This is a genomic window from Veillonella sp. ACP1 (genome assembly GCF_000286635.1).
In the GTDB taxonomy this organism is placed as follows: Bacteria; Bacillota; Negativicutes; order Veillonellales; family Veillonellaceae; genus Veillonella; species Veillonella atypica.
This window is the reverse complement of sequence record NZ_ALKL01000001.1, coordinates 85,823-102,577: the sequence shown is the minus strand read 5'-3', so window position 1 is coordinate 102,577 and position 16,755 is coordinate 85,823. Positions and strand designations below refer to the sequence as shown.

21 protein-coding genes are annotated in these 16,755 nt (G+C 39.0%); 3 read left to right on the top strand and 18 right to left on the bottom strand.

The genetic code is table 11. The annotated features are described in order from the left end of the window. Positions 1 to 22 precede the first annotated feature (22 nt). Positions 23 to 1,237 carry an ATP-binding protein gene (locus tag HMPREF1151_RS00530; protein ID WP_009660716.1) on the bottom strand — a complete coding sequence of 405 codons (1,215 nt, stop codon included), beginning with the start codon at positions 1,235 to 1,237 and terminating at the stop codon, positions 23 to 25. Positions 1,238 to 1,618: 381 nt separating this feature from the next. On the opposite strand from HMPREF1151_RS00530, the gene HMPREF1151_RS00525 reads away from it, so the two are divergent. Next, on the top strand, positions 1,619 to 2,296 hold the full coding sequence (locus HMPREF1151_RS00525; RefSeq protein ID WP_009660657.1) for a lactate utilization protein: 678 nt from the start codon (positions 1,619 to 1,621) through the stop codon (positions 2,294 to 2,296). Here HMPREF1151_RS00525 and HMPREF1151_RS00520 read toward each other — a convergent pair. After that, positions 2,293 to 2,595 (bottom strand): helix-turn-helix domain-containing protein, encoded by a 303-nt coding sequence (locus tag HMPREF1151_RS00520; protein ID WP_005381161.1) that lies wholly within the window; start codon positions 2,593 to 2,595, stop codon positions 2,293 to 2,295. The two genes, HMPREF1151_RS00525 and HMPREF1151_RS00520, sit on opposite strands and share 4 nt — an antisense overlap. A gap of 212 nt (positions 2,596 to 2,807) precedes the next feature. Beyond that, positions 2,808 to 4,166, bottom strand: coding sequence for an NAD(P)-dependent oxidoreductase (locus HMPREF1151_RS00515; protein ID WP_009660718.1), 1,359 nt, complete (start codon positions 4,164 to 4,166; stop codon positions 2,808 to 2,810). Between the two features lie 394 nt (positions 4,167 to 4,560). On the opposite strand from HMPREF1151_RS00515, the gene HMPREF1151_RS00510 reads away from it, so the two are divergent. Beyond that, the gene (locus HMPREF1151_RS00510) at positions 4,561 to 5,754 is read left to right on the top strand and encodes a MalY/PatB family protein (RefSeq protein ID WP_009660636.1); all 1,194 of its coding nucleotides are present in this window, start codon (positions 4,561 to 4,563) and stop codon (positions 5,752 to 5,754) included. Positions 5,755 to 5,854: 100 nt separating this feature from the next. Here HMPREF1151_RS00510 and HMPREF1151_RS00505 read toward each other — a convergent pair whose 3' ends face one another. From HMPREF1151_RS00505 to HMPREF1151_RS00470, 8 genes are all read right to left on the bottom strand, one after another. After that, positions 5,855 to 7,411: a DUF438 domain-containing protein gene (locus HMPREF1151_RS00505; RefSeq protein WP_009660734.1), complete on the bottom strand. Its 1,557-nt coding sequence runs from the start codon at positions 7,409 to 7,411 to the stop codon at positions 5,855 to 5,857. Positions 7,412 to 7,722: 311 nt separating this feature from the next. After that, positions 7,723 to 8,283, bottom strand: a complete 561-nt coding sequence (locus HMPREF1151_RS00500) for a superoxide dismutase (RefSeq protein WP_009660642.1) — start codon at positions 8,281 to 8,283, stop codon at positions 7,723 to 7,725. A gap of 175 nt (positions 8,284 to 8,458) precedes the next feature. After that, positions 8,459 to 8,995 carry a cysteine hydrolase family protein gene (locus HMPREF1151_RS00495; protein ID WP_009660729.1) on the bottom strand — a complete coding sequence of 179 codons (537 nt, stop codon included), beginning with the start codon at positions 8,993 to 8,995 and terminating at the stop codon, positions 8,459 to 8,461. A 3-nt stretch (positions 8,996 to 8,998) separates the two neighbouring features. Beyond that, on the bottom strand, positions 8,999 to 9,511 hold the full coding sequence (locus HMPREF1151_RS00490) for a phosphatidylglycerophosphatase A (RefSeq protein ID WP_005378081.1): 513 nt from the start codon (positions 9,509 to 9,511) through the stop codon (positions 8,999 to 9,001). 99 nt (positions 9,512 to 9,610) lie between these two features. Continuing rightward, entirely contained in the window at positions 9,611 to 9,955 is a 345-nt protein-coding gene (locus HMPREF1151_RS00485) for a zinc ribbon domain-containing protein YjdM (protein ID WP_005378010.1), read from the bottom strand. Between the two features lie 112 nt (positions 9,956 to 10,067). Beyond that, entirely contained in the window at positions 10,068 to 10,466 is a 399-nt protein-coding gene (locus HMPREF1151_RS00480) for a type II toxin-antitoxin system HicB family antitoxin (protein ID WP_005378116.1), read from the bottom strand. A 67-nt stretch (positions 10,467 to 10,533) separates the two neighbouring features. After that, positions 10,534 to 10,719 (bottom strand): type II toxin-antitoxin system HicA family toxin, encoded by a 186-nt coding sequence (locus HMPREF1151_RS00475; RefSeq protein WP_005381178.1) that lies wholly within the window; start codon positions 10,717 to 10,719, stop codon positions 10,534 to 10,536. Positions 10,720 to 10,787: 68 nt separating this feature from the next. Beyond that, entirely contained in the window at positions 10,788 to 11,147 is a 360-nt protein-coding gene (locus HMPREF1151_RS00470; protein WP_005381248.1) for a MerR family transcriptional regulator, read from the bottom strand. Positions 11,148 to 11,213: 66 nt separating this feature from the next. On the opposite strand from HMPREF1151_RS00470, the gene HMPREF1151_RS00465 reads away from it, so the two are divergent. Continuing rightward, complete coding sequence (locus tag HMPREF1151_RS00465; protein WP_038141050.1) at positions 11,214 to 11,591, top strand: carboxymuconolactone decarboxylase family protein; 378 nt, start codon at positions 11,214 to 11,216, stop codon at positions 11,589 to 11,591. 847 nt (positions 11,592 to 12,438) lie between these two features. Here the strand turns inward: HMPREF1151_RS00465 and HMPREF1151_RS00460 are convergent. From HMPREF1151_RS00460 to HMPREF1151_RS00430, 7 genes are all read right to left on the bottom strand, one after another. Beyond that, positions 12,439 to 12,936, bottom strand: a complete 498-nt coding sequence (locus HMPREF1151_RS00460) for an ECF transporter S component (RefSeq protein ID WP_005378017.1) — start codon at positions 12,934 to 12,936, stop codon at positions 12,439 to 12,441. A gap of 113 nt (positions 12,937 to 13,049) precedes the next feature. Continuing rightward, positions 13,050 to 13,343 carry a DUF2695 domain-containing protein gene (locus HMPREF1151_RS00455; RefSeq protein ID WP_009660653.1) on the bottom strand — a complete coding sequence of 98 codons (294 nt, stop codon included), beginning with the start codon at positions 13,341 to 13,343 and terminating at the stop codon, positions 13,050 to 13,052. Positions 13,344 to 13,369: 26 nt separating this feature from the next. Continuing rightward, positions 13,370 to 14,131 (bottom strand): hypothetical protein, encoded by a 762-nt coding sequence (locus HMPREF1151_RS00450; protein WP_009660724.1) that lies wholly within the window; start codon positions 14,129 to 14,131, stop codon positions 13,370 to 13,372. A 78-nt stretch (positions 14,132 to 14,209) separates the two neighbouring features. Continuing rightward, positions 14,210 to 14,716, bottom strand: coding sequence for a YfbM family protein (locus tag HMPREF1151_RS00445; RefSeq protein WP_009660650.1), 507 nt, complete (start codon positions 14,714 to 14,716; stop codon positions 14,210 to 14,212). Positions 14,717 to 14,747: 31 nt separating this feature from the next. Then, positions 14,748 to 15,290 (bottom strand): hypothetical protein, encoded by a 543-nt coding sequence (locus HMPREF1151_RS00440; protein WP_009660621.1) that lies wholly within the window; start codon positions 15,288 to 15,290, stop codon positions 14,748 to 14,750. A 1-nt stretch (position 15,291) separates the two neighbouring features. Further along, complete coding sequence (locus HMPREF1151_RS00435) at positions 15,292 to 15,888, bottom strand: hypothetical protein (protein WP_009660694.1); 597 nt, start codon at positions 15,886 to 15,888, stop codon at positions 15,292 to 15,294. Positions 15,889 to 15,923: 35 nt separating this feature from the next. Further along, positions 15,924 to 16,730, bottom strand: a complete 807-nt coding sequence (locus tag HMPREF1151_RS00430; protein WP_009660708.1) for a hypothetical protein — start codon at positions 16,728 to 16,730, stop codon at positions 15,924 to 15,926. Positions 16,731 to 16,755: the final 25 nt, after the last annotated feature.

Below are 16,755 nucleotides of genomic sequence, written 5' to 3'. Positions count from 1 at the left end.
TCAATACTATTATTATAGCAATTTAATAGCTCTCTAACAACCATTCTAAAACATTTCGTTGTTGAATTCCGTCATAATTTGCATTTTTATTTAATTCATCCAATGTAAGTAAAAACTTTGGATATTGGTCTTGTACAGCCTTAAGAGGTGCAAGCTCACGATGTAGCGTATTAGGATCTAACACAGTTTCGCTTACCTGATAGTATTCTGTAACACCCGCTTTTTGTGCAACAAAGTCAATTTCACCCTTAGCTAATTGACCTACATATACAGTATATCCACGACGAATGAGTTCAAGAAAAACGATATTCTCTAAAATATGTCCTGTATCACGACTCGCATTGCCAACTAATAGATTACGTAATGTTACATCCACACAGTAGTACTTTGCATTTATACGCAATAATTCTTTACCGCGTACATCATAACGATTGACCTTATATAGCAACAAGCTATCTTGCAAACCTTGTAAATATCGTTCTACCGTTTTATTATCTATTTTTCTACCGGCGCTAACGAGCGAATTTGCAATCTTATTGGGTGAAAGCAAACTACCTATGTTAGACATAATATATCTCACAATATCTTGTAAGATTGTAACATCACTAATCTTCAATCGAGCCACAACATCATGTAATAATAGGGTATTGTATAGGCCTCGTAGATATTCTTGTATATCAAAATCTTCGCCCCCTAATTGTTGCGTATAAGGGAATGAGCTTTCACGAAGATAGGACTCATAGGCAGGAATTAAAGAGTACTGATTACCATCGAATTTACTATAATAGAACTCACTAAAGGACAGTGGTAACATCTGAATTTCCACATACCGCCCAGTCAGTAATGTAGCAATATCGGATGACATAAAGTATGCATTGGAGCCCGTAATATATAAATCTGTATTTTCTTTTACAAACAAGCTATCTACGACGCGATGAAACTGATCAACGTGCTGAATTTCATCAAGGAAAATATAATTCATTTCATCAGGCTGCATACGTTCTAAAATATATTGATACAGCGCATGATAATCTCGTAAATGCTCATATTCTAGTTCTTCAAAATTAATGGATATTATCTGTTCAGGTTTAATGCCTTCCGATAACAGCTCATCCTTAAATAGCCTAAATAACGTAGATTTCCCACAACGACGTATCCCAGAGACAACCTTAACAATAGACCGATTCCGATTACGTCGTAAAAAATCTAGATATCCTTGGCGCTGAATTAATTTCATAAGGGCCTCCTCATCTATGTACGTTCTCATAGATGGAACCCTCTTATTAGTATTGTCAAATATCATATCGACTACCTAATAACTTTGGATTCCATTCCAACTTTATATTAATTTTATCATAAAATTGGATTTCATTCCAAATCTTTACTATTTAGTATTCAAATATGGATTCTATTCCAATGTTTTATACAAAGAACATTCTATACTATCAGTATCATTCTTTTATCTAAAAACAGGGGCTCCTTATATTGAATAACCACCACATAAAACAGTACAATACTAGTAATAGAAATACTGTATTACTTAGAAAATAATCTTTACCTTACATTACTTCGAAAATACTGTTTACCTCACTAGTTTATATATAATATTGGAGGACTTATGGCCAATACAGACACAACAATCAATGCAGTTATCAATCCTCAAAGCAACGATGCCCCCATCGATATAGAGAAAACCATCAAAGCCTTAGAGCGCAATAAATTTGTAGTCCATTATTTTGAAACAGGCGCTGATGCGGTGGCCTATTTACAGTCTCGTATTCAACATAAACAAGTAGCCATCGGCGATTCTCGCACCTTATTAGAGCTTAAGGTTCATGATGCCTTATCTGAGTTCAACGATGACATCACGGATATTCAGCGTCCTCTTCCTGGTGAAAGCTTCCGCGACACCGCGCTACGCACCATGGGCCGCGATGTATTTCTCACCTCTGTAAACGCCTTGGCGCAAACAGGTGAAATGGTCAATATCGATGGCACCGGTAACCGTGTAGCGGCGTCCCTATTTGGATCGCAAGAGGTATTCTTTGTGCTAGGTCACAATAAAATTACACCGGACTTAGCCTCGGCCATCTATCGAGCACGCAATGTGGCAGCACCTCTAAACAGTAAAAAAAATAAGAAAAGCTCTCTCAATCCTTGTGCTACATTAGAAGAAAAATGTTACGACTGTGGTTCACCGGACAGAATTTGCAATGCCTTAACCATTTACTACAAGAAAATGCGTAACATGCAAACTATGGAGGTGATTATCATCAATGAGGATTTAGGGTTTTAATGAAATTCTATATGTCGATGTTCTATGCCATGAAAGTCGATAAAGCCTAAGTCAGGGCCTCCAAAAAATGTATCTAAGGGCATATTATCAAAGCCATTGACTATCCTACACAGTGTAGATATACGAGGGTCTATATTCCCCTTTTCCAGTCCACTAATATAGGACTGTAACAATCCGGTCCGTTTAGCTAACTCTTGCTGAGTTATGTGATAGTGGCGGCGCCATAAGAGAATGAGAACGCCTAAGTGTTGGATAGCCTTTTCTGACTGTGTTTCACTACATACGATATCATACGTCATAGAAACCTCACTTTCTATACTATCCCTTAATAGCAACTCTTTGCCTCCACAATACGACAACCAACTAAGAGGGGCCATACTAACTTGATTTATGATGACATATAATGGAAAATCCCTTGCGGTATATTCATATCGCAAGGGATTTTTATTCATATTATGTTATAAAATTATGCTTAAATACACATACATGTATATTCTTGTACATAAAATTCTTATTTATGCTCTTCTGCAATGGCCATAGCACGTTTGATTTCCATATATTTAACCATGCCATCAACAGCTTTTTTAGCTTCGCGCATAGCGAGTACTACAGTAGCTGGTTTATGCACTACGTCACCGCCGGCGAATACGCCTTCACGGCTCGTCATACCGTATGGTTCTTCGGATGTAATGATATAGCCTTTTTCGTCTACGCGAAGGTTGTTACCTTCCCCAACAAGACGAGCATTTGGTTTATGACCAGCAGCGATGATGATTTTATCGACAGGCATAACTTGGTATTTGCCTGTGCCGTGGATACCAGCACCATCGTCATTAAGAGCCATCACTTCGTATTTAAAGCCTTCTACCTTATCTGTACCTTCTACGCCTACTGGAGAAGCGAACCATTGGAACTGAACGCCTTCAGCGCGTGCTTCTTCGTATTCAGATAACAAAGCAGGCATTTGTTCTTGGCTACGACGATATGCTACGGTTACAGATTCACAGCCTAAACGTACGCATGTACGAGCCGCATCCATCGCTACGTTACCACCGCCGATGATGACAACGCGGTCACCTTTTTTCACAGGAATCGCTTTTTCTTCAAGCTCACCATTTTCTACGAGTTGTACATTTGTTAATAGGTACATCGCTTGGAATACGCCATGTACTTCATCATTTTCCATGCGTACTTCTTGAGGAATATGTGTACCTGTACCGATGAAGATGGTATCAAAGCCTTCTGCAAATAGGTCATCCAGAGATTTATCTTGACCGATAAATGTATTACATACAAATTTAACGCCTAAGCCTTCAAGGCGGGCGATTTCACGGCGTACAACGGATTTGGATAAGCGGAATTCAGGGATACCGAATAACAATACGCCACCCGGTTCGGATTGGCCTTCAAATACAGTTACATCATAGCCGAGTTTCGCAACGTCGCCTGCAACGGACAAGCCTGCAGGGCCGGAACCAACAACGGCTACTTTACCGAGATCTTGTTTAATTTTCTTAGGTTTGCGCAATTCATTGATGCTTTCAAAATCGGCAGCAAAACGTTCCAATTTACCGATGTTGATAGGCGGTTTCTTAGCCTTATTCATGATGCAGTTACCTTCGCATTGATTTTCACGAGGGCACACGCGACCACAAATGGCTGGCAAATTTGTGCGTTCCGCCAAGATATCGTTGGCTAAACCAAAGTTACCGTGCGCGATCGCTTGGATAAAACGAGGGATTTCATTTTCAATAGGACATCCCATGCGGCACAAAGGTTTTGGACAATTTAGACAACGTTTCGCCTCAGCGAGCGCCTCCTCCATCGTGTAATCCGCATCAAAATGAAGGGGTTTCAATTCATTACTCATGGCACATGCCTCCTTAACAGGATCCAGTACTATACTTATATTAGCCTTCCCATATAGCGGCACAGTTCGATGAAGCAAACTCACATATGAACATCGCCCACTATATACGGCCAAGAATTTATCATTTGTAACCATTCGATACGAGTGTGGTCACTGGTGAGACACACACTATTCTATAGTATATTCTAAATTGTAAAAGTCCCAACAGTCAAGCAAATCTAACACCTTTTGTATACGAATATAGTCCCTATTTATGCAAGGATTGCATAGAAACAAAAGATACTGTAACAGCAATTCTTAAGGGTATATTTACATATATATCTATGCATGTATACTGATAATAGATAGAGTAATTAATTCCCACCACATTAACATATACTTATAGAGGTTCACTATGAACACAATAGACTTTACTGAAACATACTATATCGATCGCCGCAGTTCCCATTCTCGCAAATGGGACGGCGAGCACTTAAAATTTAGCCGCACCGATTTATTACCCCTATGGGTAGCAGATATGGATTTTATGACGCCTCAGTGCATACAAGAGGCTATTTGTAACTATGTAAAAGCCAATCCATTAGGTTATACCATGACAAATCCTGATTATATTTCAGCAGTCATGAATTGGCACAAACGTCGTCATAATTGTAATCTTGAACAAGACTGGTTGACCAGTGCGCCCAATGTGATTACAGGTATCATGTGGTGTATTGGGGCTTTCACAAAAACAAATGATGCCATCGCAGTCCTTACGCCCGTATACGGAGCCTTCGATGCCCGTGCCAATGGTGCGAACAGGCGCATTGTTGCTGTTCCGCTACATCGCACGCGGACCAATAAATACACAGTTGATTATGATGTATTCGAATCCGCCATTAAGCAAAATGATGTGAAGGTTTTCATCCACTGTAATCCACATAATCCTGTAGGTCACGTATGGACAGAAAATGAGATGGATCGGTTATTTAGCATTTGTGAGCGTCACAAGGTGCTCATCATTAGCGACGAAATCCATCAGGACCTTATTACCGGCCCCACACCATTTACACCAACCTTATCTGTGTGTAATGGTGTATATAAAGATAATATAATCGCCATGTCCTCTGTATCAAAATCATTTAACATGGCGAGTCTACACCATGCGGAGGTCATCATCCCTAACGATGAATTACGGAGCCAATACAATACATATAAAGCACTTGTATATCATACAGACTCGGACGTTATCGCTGAAGCCGCTATCACGGCGGCCTACACCCATCCAGAAGCCAAGACTTGGCTCAACGCTGCACTCACAGTCATTCGTGAAAACTACGAGTATCTATGTCGTGAGCTACTATCTGCCCTTCCTAAGCTACGCATTAGCCCTATGGACGGCACCTATTTGGCATGGATAGATTTTGGCGCCTACGTAATGGCTGACGATATGCACGATGTATTTGAAAACCAATGCCGCATTGCTCCTAGCTTTGGCGAATGGTTCGGTGGTGAAAGCTACGCCACCTTTGTGCGTCTAAACTTAGCAACAAGTTTAACCAATATTAAGGTAGCTACACATAGCATCATTGAGCATATACAACCTTAGCCCTATGCAATCTATAAAAAATCTACTCCCCATATAAAAAGCTGCTCTAGTATCAGTTCTAGAGCAGCTTTTTTGTATATGGTCAGATTATATAATTTTCTTATTTAGATCTACCAAAATGTTCCTTTGCAAATTGCATGTCTTGTACGAGTTCTAATGTACCAATATAGTTATTATGTTGGTCGCGTACAGCCATGTAGTTTACATAGAATAGACGACCTTGTTTTTCAAGCCATACTGCCACATTATCGCGGTCACCTTTACGGAAAGAATCAATGATACCGCGTACAATTGGTTCTACCTTTGGCGGATGACATGAATACACGTCCCGGCCAATTGCTGTAGTAGGACGTTTGAATACCTTTTCACCATCGTTGAAGTAACGGTTAATATCTTCATGATCAACGAAGGTTACCTCCATTGGCATTGTATTGAGCATAGCATCTAGTTGGTCTACAGTTAAAGTACCACCAATTAAACCAATAGCATTATTATCATCACTTGGTTTTGTAGTTTGCGCAGCTAATGCGGCATCAGCTTCTGACCAAGCAATGCGTGTTACACCAAAGATGTCTTCATACTGCGCTGTATCTTTGTAAATTTGATACCAATCTTCTTTGCTGAAGTTTTCTGCACAGATTGGGAACAAGATATTTTGTTCTTTGTAGATCATTTCTTGAGCACGTGTAAGAAGCTCATCAAAACGTCTATACCAATCATCTACACTTTGGCTAGATTTTGCTAAATCGCCTAGTTGGTCGCGAATATCGCCGTCAACAGTCCACATAACCATGGATGGACCACCGATTGCATAATCCACTTTCAATTTTGGATATAATAAATCGCCTTTTTTGGCATAGTGAACAGATAGTTGACGCACTGTATTCACATCATCAATGGTTGCCGTTTTATCGGCTACCTTAGGACGAAGTTCTTCAATTAAATCGTTAAGCGCTTTATTTTCTTCTGTTAATTGGTTTAACGGATGACCTACAGTCTCTACCAAAGCCACAACGCTCTTGCTCTTTTCTTGAGCTTCTAGAACCGCTTCTACCTTAGCATGTTCTGCATCCATTTGTTCATGAATGGTGGAACCATGGAACAACGCAGAGTGAAGGTCGCATAATTGTTGTACCTCTTCTAGAGGTGTACCTTCACGCATAAGACCTTGTTCAGCTTTCATGATTTCACTAGCCTCAACATGTTTGAATTGACTGGCAAAGTCTTCACGAACAGCACCAAGCTCTTCACCAGTACCTAACCGCTTCAAGAAACCTTTCAATTGTTCTACACGTTCGCTATCTGTAACAGTGTCCTCTTCATTAGTTTCTGTATTTTGGCTAGCTTTAGGCTCCTCTACTTGAGTAGCAGCAGTCTCTACAGGAGCATCCTTAGCAGATGCTGCTTCATCACCTTGTAGATTCGGCATTTCACCTTCCAAGGTAAAACCAGCTTTCATGAAAGCGCCTACGATATCGATCATGGATACGCCCTTCATTTTAGCCCCTTTCGGAATAGTCATGATTTTACCAACAGAGTTCAACATTACTTTATTAGTGATTTCGCTGAACCCTAAACCCTTCATAATATCTATTACTTCAGGATATTCTTTTACCAAATCATATACGGATTTGGACAAATCTAATTTCTTTTCCATTTTGATCCCCTCGTGTCAAAAATATTGTGTATTACTTATGTGAATAGCCCTCTATACGTACCACTGTGTATACAAGGCAATATATACTGTGAAAGGTTTATCTAACATAACCTATGATCCTATGATAAACGATATCGATTAGAAAATCTGTATCCATGGCTATACTTTTGAAAGTCCTTTCTAAAAATATCAAAATTTTTATATATAAATAACGGATAGATAATACATCCCCAGTCAAGTATAGAGGAGAATATATCAACTATCCGTTATCTATTAAAATATATCTAGTTTTGAGAGGATTTAAAGCTATCTTATTGATGATGAGGTTTCAATGCTTTTTCGTAGTTTTCAGATACTTTGTCCCAGTTAATAACGCGGAAGAATTCCTTGATATAATCTGGGCGACGATTTTGGTAGTGCAAATAATATGCATGTTCCCATACGTCTAAACAAAGAATAGCCGTTTTACCTTCCAAAAGAGGGTTATCTTGGTTAGCCGTAGATGTTACCTCTAGTTTGCCGTCCTTATTAACTACTAGCCAAGCCCAACCGGAACCAAAACGTGTTGCCGCCGCTTGGGAGAAGCTTTCAACAAAGGCATCATAGCCACCAAGTTCAGCGTCGATAGCCTCTTTCAAAGGGCCTTCCAATTTAGACGTATCTGGTTTTGTCATGATTTCCCAGAACATAGTGTGGTTCTTATGACCGCCGCCGTTGTTGATAACCGCTTGGCGGATATCCTCTGGCACATTGGCAATATCGCCGAGAATACAATCTACGCAACCATAGGCGAGATCAGGATACTTCGCGATAGCAGCATTCAAATTATTAACATACGCTTGATGATACTCATCAACAAGCAATATATTCATGTTACAGTCTTAATTGATATGAATTATCATTCTTAATATATTCTACTATCTATATAGAGAATCGTCAATATATTCACGCCTATTGAATAAAACCATTTTGTTTTGTACACAAGAAAAAGGGTATCGATAGTATATGATCGACACCCTTAAATGGCAATGGAAAGAAAATTTTTTATTAATCAATAACACACTGACACATTTTCATCGTAGCCAATGCTGCTTCATGAGACTCTGGTGTAACCCCAGCACAGCACTTTGAATCTACATGAATTGGAACCTCTGGTAATCCAGCTTTCAACAATATGGCATTCGACACAACGCACACATCTGTACAAACACCGACCAAGGTTATACTTTCAATAGGCTCAGCTGTATTCATACCTTGCAAACGCGTAACTAATTCAGAGGATCCAAAATTAGGTTTATCAATGATAAAGTACGGATGAATGATATTGCGTTTTTCTGCGACCGTGATGAGGCTCTCCATAATTTGCCAACCAATTGTATCTTTCACACAATGCACAACTGGCAAATGCTGACCTTCTTGGCTTTCAAGATAATTAGTATCGTGAGTATCTCGTGTAAAAATAATAGGTCCATCAAAGGATGCAATTTTTTGACGTACATTATCCACGATGGCCTGAGCCTCTGGAGAACCAAGAGATCCATCCACAAAATCATGTTGCATATCAATTACGACTAAAACGTTCATGTTCTATCCCTCCACAACGACATGGTGCACCCGATTCGGCGTATTATGGGCAATGCGACCTGCTGCAGCGGCCGCCACGGCACCAACTAAATCATCAAGAAACGTATTGCAGTGACTATCAACTTGACTATCTAGATTTTTAACAATGCCCGGTTTTACCTTATCAATATAACCATAGTTCGTAAATCCAATAGATCCGTATAAATTCACAATGGATAAAGCGAGGATTTCATCAATACCAAACAACGCTTCATCACGAGTCATGATACTTTGTAGTGGTTCAGATAATTTCTTCTGCTCCGCCAATCTATCCAATTCTATGCCCGTAATGATGGCATTTTGTGTTTCTCGTTTTTCAAGGACTGCCTGTACACTCTCTACGCATTCGTCCATCGTCAAATCAGGAATATATGGTTGTTGAATCATCATCACAATATCTGCAATGTCCTGAACGGTAACGCCTCGTTCTTTTAATAAATTATACGTACACGCCTTTAATTCCTCCTGAGATATCATAATTGCTCCTCAAAATTATACAAATTTACGTAACACATTATACCTTGATTATACCACGAAAAAATCCCTACCGACGTTCTATCAGTAGGGATTCCATGATTAGATTTTCTTAACCATTTCAGATTTCAATGCCATCGCACCAAAGCCATCGATTTTACAATCGATATCGTGTCCGTCGCTCGCATCAGAAATGAGGCGAATGTTTTTAACACGCGTACCTTGTTTCAATACGCCAGCGCCTTTTACTTTGAGGTCTTTTACAACAACAACGGTATCGCCATCAGCTAGTTCATTGCCGTTAGCATCGCGAATGATACCTGCTTCAGCTGCAGCTTGTGCGTCAGCCGCTGTCCATTCATTGCCACACATAGGGCAGATAAACATATGACCATCTTCGTATGTGTATTCATCGCCGCACTTAGGGCAGTTAGGTAAATTTGCCATTTAGATCTCCTTTTTCACTATATAATGAAAGTATTATACATTTATCCCTTCTTTGAAACGCTCGTAAATTTAGATTTAATTAATCTAAGCACATCATCTATAAATATTTATACTATATTAGTTCTAATTCTTGCTTTAAAGCTCGTTGTAAAATTTGTGAAAAATTAAGTTGTTTCTCTTCTGCTTTATGATTTAACCAGCTTGGGATTGTGAGAGTCTTTTTTACAGCCTTGTTATCTGTTCTTTTTAAATACTCTTCTTCGTCCCATTTTACTAAATCTATAAACTCCCCTTCATTACATTTAATATCGATTGGATTACTTGCTTTTGGAAAGTCCTCTCCATCTTCACTCAATGAATACAAGTAAATACCTAGTGCATCTTCAGCCATCTCTACCGCTTCACATAAAGTATCGCCTTCAGTTACACAGCCTAATAAATCTGGAAAACTTACCGTATATCCATTTTCACCGTCTGTACTAAATACAGCTGGGTACATTTCCTTTCTCATTATTTCCTCCTATCTAGACATTCAGCTTGTGATTATCTTAACTCCACCATTTTATCTTGATAGGGGGCTATTTAAGCCCCGCTTGCTTCAAGATTGTTTGTAATGTTTTAGGTTTTAAATCTTCTTTATGTAGTGCTATAGTCACTCGCCCATTTTTTGTTGGATGTTTTAATATATGATGTGAACCTCTAACTCTATCAATATACCAACCATCCTTTGTTAAAACCTTCATTAACTCTTTTGGTGTGGTCAAACTTTAATCACCGTCCTTTTATATTTTTGATTTATATATATATTAATACGTATTTATACGTATGTCAATTATTTGTAATCTTGATTCAAAAGATGTTCATACAACTCTAACTTATCTTCTAGATTATTCTTATAGCCTTCCAATCGTTTAATTTCGGTCTCAATAAACCGATAATGGTCTTGTAACAGTGTCATTCTTTCATGGACCGTATGAGATCCGGCATACCTTAAATCCGCATACCGCTTGATATTCGCAAGTGGCATTCCCATGTCTTTCAGGCGTTTAATAAACTGCACAAACCCCACATCCTCCGCATGATAATTGCGAATGCCGTTCTGCCGCTCAATGTGAAGGAATCCTTGATCCTCATAATATCGCAATGTAGAAATAGACAGTCCCACCAATTTTGAAAATTCACCGATTTTCATACTTTCACCACCTTGACCTCAAGTATACTCGAGCATATATCATACGTCTAGACGGAGGTAATAATTATGAAAGAAACACGTTTTAACATCGGTATGAACACATTGAAACAAATTGACGGGCTGCACGGCGAGGAGGTGTATAACACAATTCAAGAGATTTCACCGGCCATAGCCGATTTATTGGTCGAGCTGTTCGGCGACATCTACACACGCCCCAACTTGGATTTCAAGGAACGGGAGCTGATTACGCTCGCATCCCTGTTAACGCTGGGCGGTTGCGAGGCACAGCTGAAAGTACACACCAATGCGGCACTCAATGTCGGTATTGCGCCCGAGCAAATCGTAGAGGTCTGTACCCACTGCATCCCCTATGCGGGGTTTCCACGCGTGCTGAACGCACTGTTTACGGTGAAAGCGGTCTTTGAAGAACGAAACATACTGTAATTAAGGAACGACCGCAACAAAAAATCTATTACTAAATATTAGTCTATTTATAACTAACAAAGGGAGACTCTTGATAAAGTCTCCCTTTTATTCGTGTAAAAATTGTAAGAAATTAATTCGTATTTTTCAATATTCAAATTCCGCTATATACTAATAATGAAAGAGCCATTAACGTGAGTTAGGTAAAAAATAAACCTAACGTTTAAGACTAAGTACTGCAATACTTAGACACGTTAGGTTTATCAAATTCTTGTTTCTTTGATGAGCCTAACGCCTAGAACACGTTAACTGGCTCTTTTGTACTTATAGTATAGTCTGAATTCTAGAGACTGTCAATTTACCTCTCTTATTCGAATTGACTATATAGGTTAACCTCTTTATAATGTAATAAAGAGATAGTCGACGAGTGGTTCCGTTAGGCTCATCCCAAAACATTATAAAACATGCAGAAATGGCCTTTCGTTTTCAGCTACCAGTTGGTAACGAAGGGCTATTTGTCGTTATTACGACAAATCAGCACTATCAATGCTCCAAAGGAAATAACTACAGTTAAAATCCCAAGGACAATCATAATGATTTCGTAGGCACTCATAGGCTTCACCCCCTCCGAAGAAAAAGGGCGACCCAACCTCGTCGACTATCTTAATTACATTATATGTCGAACTTATGTTTTATTCAACAATAATATTAATACAACCTAAGCCAAAAAATAAACCTAACGCGACTAAGTACTGCAATACTTAGACACGTTAGGTTTATCAAATTCTCAATTCTTTGATGAGCCTAATGCCTAGAACACGTTAACTGGCTCTTTTGTACTTATAGTATAATCTGGACTGTCAATTTACTACCCCAGGCGTTTACGCAAGATAGCATAGAGAATCATGCTAATAATAACGCTCATAACGGCTTGAATGGTATTAGTCACAATACTAGCAATGGCTACGCCTGGATCGAATACAAAGTATTCGGCGATGAAGTAGCCTGCTACGATGATAATACCACCTACAACAGTTGCCACTAAGGCAGAGGTAGTTGTCTTATTGTTATAGACAGTACCGACAAGATAGCCTTCAATGCCTTTCACCACAAAGGTGATTGGTACAAAGACTGCGTAGCCGAGGAATAAATCAGCTAGCGCTGGCCCAATAGCACCAATATAGGCGCCATATTTTCGACCTAATAATAAAGCGGATGTCATGATAACGACATCTCCAACATTGAAATAGCCGCGTATGCCAGGTACTGGAATTTTCGTATACATTGTAAGCAATGTAGCGAGGGCAATCAATACGGCTGTGAGTACTAACGCGGATGTAGTACTGCGGGTTTGAACGTGTTGCATAGCGTCCTCCTTATAAAAGAAAATAGGCATGTGAATAATTACATCACATGCCTATACTATAAACCTTTATGGTAACACTTGTAAATAAAAGGAATTAACTATAGAAAATACTATTAACGGTACTCTTCAAAACGTTCCTCTACATTGTAGAGAACCTCGCAATCACAACCGCCACCTTCGTTGATAATCCAATCTAGTACGCTTTCAACATCTACCTTTTGTGTTTCTAAAAATTCTCTTGTGAAAGTCAAACTATGGTCGCAACCGTCATTCGCCTCTAATTTCTCGTCTACATAGTCAAAGAGATTCCAAAACAACTCTTCGCCCATAGGTAAGCTATCTTGAAAATTCTGTTTTTCTTTAGCTTTATAGTCTTTCAATAATTCCTTTTTACGTGCTTTGTCCATTGTAATTATTGCCTTTTCATAATTTATTACTCATATAATTCCGGTCGTTCTAATACAGTGCCATACTTCAACTTTGGTAATTTAATTAATTGAGGATACAACTGCTTAACCTCTTTACAAGATTTTAACGTAAGATGTTCTAGATTATTGAGTTCTAAAACGGGAGAGTAGTCTTTATCTATCACCTTTGCCGTTAAAAGACTAAAAAAGCGTAACTGTTTCATATGGCGTAAAAATTCTAAGGATTGAACCTTAAGAATTTTAGGAGCGGCGAAGTCACCTTCTAAGGCAAGACTTTCAAGATGTTTTAGATTAGCTAATGGCGCATAATCATCAATTTGTTGAAAGTTTTCAATCGACAGAGCTACTAAATTTACTAATCTTGAAATAGGCTCTAAGCTCGATACACTTCTTCCGGACCCAATGTGTAGATATTCTAGTTCTTGTAAGCTCTCTAATTTTGAAATATCTGGATAGACACCCCATTTTATATGTAATCTTTTAAGTCTACGTTGGGCACACACCGCATCAAATAAGTCCTGTGGCATTCTTGTACAAAACATAAGCTCTGTAAAAGCGTCTGGATTATTTACCAGAAAATCACACCATTCTAGCCAAATACGTTTCTTATCCTTAGCAGAATACCCTTCATCTAACTGTGTGCAATTAATAATTAATTTATCTTCGCCATCATATTCAGAGACCTCTACAACAGATTTAGGCCGTGCGTCATCCTTATGATAGTAGTCAAAGCCATATTTAATTTGCTTTTCTGTTAACACTGCCATGTTACAATTCCTCTTCTTCGCCAGTCGCATAATCAGTTTGGCTATAACTAGATTCATAGCCAACAAATTTTAACGACCTTAGCAAATTGATACAAGCACATGCCCATTAGCTTCGAGCACTTGTTTATAAAAGCGGTTCATTTGCTCGAAATTATGAAGAATTTCGTCTTTGATTTCTTCCTCTTCTTCTTCATAGTCCCAGATATTTGGATACAATTCTGCTTCTTTGCAGGCTTTCATATCAAAAGATTCCAGAGCACTTTCAATATCAAATTGATCTAGAGCTGCCACGATATTGGCTAAATAATTATGTTCTGTATATGCTACATAGTCTGATATATCCTCAACAGCCATTACGCCTAGTACCGCTTGGCTAAGAGGATTTTTATCGTCTTTATGGTCAGTGCCCACACCAGTTAGCACAAAATGGAGTACATCCCACATCTTGTCGATATCAAGCAATAATTCATCGTCGTCATTCCACTCTTCAACACTTTCAAGAATTTCCTCTTCTTCTGAGCCCATGGCTTTAAGCTCTTTTAAATTTACATCGCTTAAACAGCTATAATTAGCAATTAGTCCCATAATTAAATCCTTTCACAAATCCTTCTACACACTAGAAAAATAGATGTTCTGATTCCGTAATGCTCCCATCATCTTCATGGAAATAGCAAGCATATACAGATTCACGATGCGCCGCATCATAGAATTTCTGTAAAACAGGTGAAAGTTTCATGTCTATGGGCATATGCAAAGCTTTCACAATGGGTTCCCAAAGTTCCATCGGCGAATAAGAGATAATGTCCAACTGCTTATTTTGACCATATTCTTCAAGTGTTGCCACATCAGCATACTTACTTGAGTCACAGTAATCATGCCAACAAATACTAAAAACAATCAAATGAAACAAATCATCCATACTTTCAGCCAAACGGCCCGCAGCACCCTCACTACTCCAATAACCTATGGATCCATCCTCCAATAGATGATATTCACCGCCAGCACCATCTACAGCAAATGCCATCCCCGGCACAGAGAACGTGCAGCGACCCTCAGCGGTATCGCGTTCCTCCAACGCATCTAGCAAACGAAAATCGAATAGCGTATCAAAATCTTCAGCTAACTTGGCATCATTTCGCAATATATCTAAATAGTCCATCTTACACGCTCCTATTAGCAGAAATTAATCCTAGCAATTTAGCCTCTCCTTCATCAGATGTATCTAATAGCGGAATAGCTAACAAAAGTATTTGCAGGGAGTAATAATAAAAGCTAAAGAATAAATCATCAGGGAATACGTCATCTTCCTCAAATCTAAGAACGTCTTCGTCTTCATCATATTCTTCAGACCAAAGGTATTCTTCGTTGAGCATATCCTCAAAGTTCGGCAATGGATCTGCATGCTCTAGCATAAGACCATCTCGAATGCACTCAGCAATCACAGTAAACAACTCAACCAATTGTTCTGCTAAATACTGCGCTACCGCATTATGAGCGCTCACTTCTTGAGCTTTCTTAAAAATACGAAGCAAGAAAATCATCGCGAATGGTGTAGCATGCCACAACGTCGATTGATGCTCAATATTCTGTGCTAACGCCTCACCAGCCGCATCAACAGCTTCCATGCTTTCCATGTTCCACAACACATCAAGCTCATTAGGAAAATCTGTGGCACGCCCGTAGGTTGTGGTTAACCGGTGCCACGGTATATCACTGACTTGTACAGTTTCTATATATTGTTTCGTCATAGTATCCATTATAGTTATACCTTTATCAATATACTTTCGTATTCCTATCCGTATATAACCTCTTTCACCAGTTCACAGGTGTCTATAAGACGTAGTTTTCCAACCCTAGGCTCATCTGTAATCTCCTCATAGATATCCTCTAGCGTTCCCGCTGGTGCTAGTTTCCATAGTTTACACGGATACAGTTCAACGATCCCGATAATTTCCAAATTATCCAGTAACAAACCTAAGTCCTTATGAGTGAACCAACAGTCTGTATCGATACCGAAATTTGTATTATCTTTCCGGCAGGCAATTTTACTATTTAAAAACTGCTCCATTGTTGGTTTTTCTTCTTGTAAAAGCCGTGTACATGCTAAATGGTACTCAATTTTCCGCGGTGATTGATCTACGTCAGATACAAAGACGACACCATACTCGTTTTCGAACTTAACAGCTAATACGTCGCCCATCTTAAAATAAGGTTCTCTCTTTGTTTTAGATTTACGAACCTTAAGCGGCTTTGGATTTTCGCTCTGTAGCTGTACGGCTAACTTATCTAATACCTTTTGGCGCTGTTTAGGGGCCTTATCATCGATTTCTAGCCAAAACTCGTGAGGGCCCTGAGCAATTATGTCTAAGGCTTTCTCTTTGACGTCATCCGGTAGATGGCCTATCTTCCACAACGAATAGGCCACTGCAGTCCAATAAATTTCTGTGTAAAACTCATCAGTGCAAAAATTTTGTTCCTCACTTAAGATTTCAGAAATTATGGTATCAACACTGACACCATCCTTGTATCGCTCAACAATGGCATTATAAATATCATGGCCATCATCACTATCTATGATTTTCACACCGTCAATAGCCATATGAATCTCCTTTAGGACAACAGCT

Coding starts and splice junctions, on each gene's coding strand:
- HMPREF1151_RS00530 (WP_009660716.1), bottom strand. CDS start 1,237: ATGAAATTAATTCAGCGCCAAGGATATCTAGATTTTTTACGACGTAAT.
- HMPREF1151_RS00525 (WP_009660657.1), top strand. CDS start 1,619: ATGGCCAATACAGACACAACAATCAATGCAGTTATCAATCCTCAAAGC.
- HMPREF1151_RS00520 (WP_005381161.1), bottom strand. CDS start 2,595: ATGACGTATGATATCGTATGTAGTGAAACACAGTCAGAAAAGGCTATC.
- HMPREF1151_RS00515 (WP_009660718.1), bottom strand. CDS start 4,166: ATGAGTAATGAATTGAAACCCCTTCATTTTGATGCGGATTACACGATG.
- HMPREF1151_RS00510 (WP_009660636.1), top strand. CDS start 4,561: ATGAACACAATAGACTTTACTGAAACATACTATATCGATCGCCGCAGT.
- HMPREF1151_RS00505 (WP_009660734.1), bottom strand. CDS start 7,411: ATGGAAAAGAAATTAGATTTGTCCAAATCCGTATATGATTTGGTAAAA.
- HMPREF1151_RS00500 (WP_009660642.1), bottom strand. CDS start 8,283: ATGAATATATTGCTTGTTGATGAGTATCATCAAGCGTATGTTAATAAT.
- HMPREF1151_RS00495 (WP_009660729.1), bottom strand. CDS start 8,995: ATGAACGTTTTAGTCGTAATTGATATGCAACATGATTTTGTGGATGGA.
- HMPREF1151_RS00490 (WP_005378081.1), bottom strand. CDS start 9,511: ATGATATCTCAGGAGGAATTAAAGGCGTGTACGTATAATTTATTAAAA.
- HMPREF1151_RS00485 (WP_005378010.1), bottom strand. CDS start 9,955: ATGGCAAATTTACCTAACTGCCCTAAGTGCGGCGATGAATACACATAC.
- HMPREF1151_RS00480 (WP_005378116.1), bottom strand. CDS start 10,466: ATGAGAAAGGAAATGTACCCAGCTGTATTTAGTACAGACGGTGAAAAT.
- HMPREF1151_RS00470 (WP_005381248.1), bottom strand. CDS start 11,147: ATGAAAATCGGTGAATTTTCAAAATTGGTGGGACTGTCTATTTCTACA.
- HMPREF1151_RS00465 (WP_038141050.1), top strand. CDS start 11,214: ATGAAAGAAACACGTTTTAACATCGGTATGAACACATTGAAACAAATT.
- HMPREF1151_RS00460 (WP_005378017.1), bottom strand. CDS start 12,936: ATGCAACACGTTCAAACCCGCAGTACTACATCCGCGTTAGTACTCACA.
- HMPREF1151_RS00455 (WP_009660653.1), bottom strand. CDS start 13,343: ATGGACAAAGCACGTAAAAAGGAATTATTGAAAGACTATAAAGCTAAA.
- HMPREF1151_RS00450 (WP_009660724.1), bottom strand. CDS start 14,131: ATGGCAGTGTTAACAGAAAAGCAAATTAAATATGGCTTTGACTACTAT.
- HMPREF1151_RS00445 (WP_009660650.1), bottom strand. CDS start 14,716: ATGGGACTAATTGCTAATTATAGCTGTTTAAGCGATGTAAATTTAAAA.
- HMPREF1151_RS00440 (WP_009660621.1), bottom strand. CDS start 15,290: ATGGACTATTTAGATATATTGCGAAATGATGCCAAGTTAGCTGAAGAT.
- HMPREF1151_RS00435 (WP_009660694.1), bottom strand. CDS start 15,888: ATGGATACTATGACGAAACAATATATAGAAACTGTACAAGTCAGTGAT.
- HMPREF1151_RS00430 (WP_009660708.1), bottom strand. CDS start 16,730: ATGGCTATTGACGGTGTGAAAATCATAGATAGTGATGATGGCCATGAT.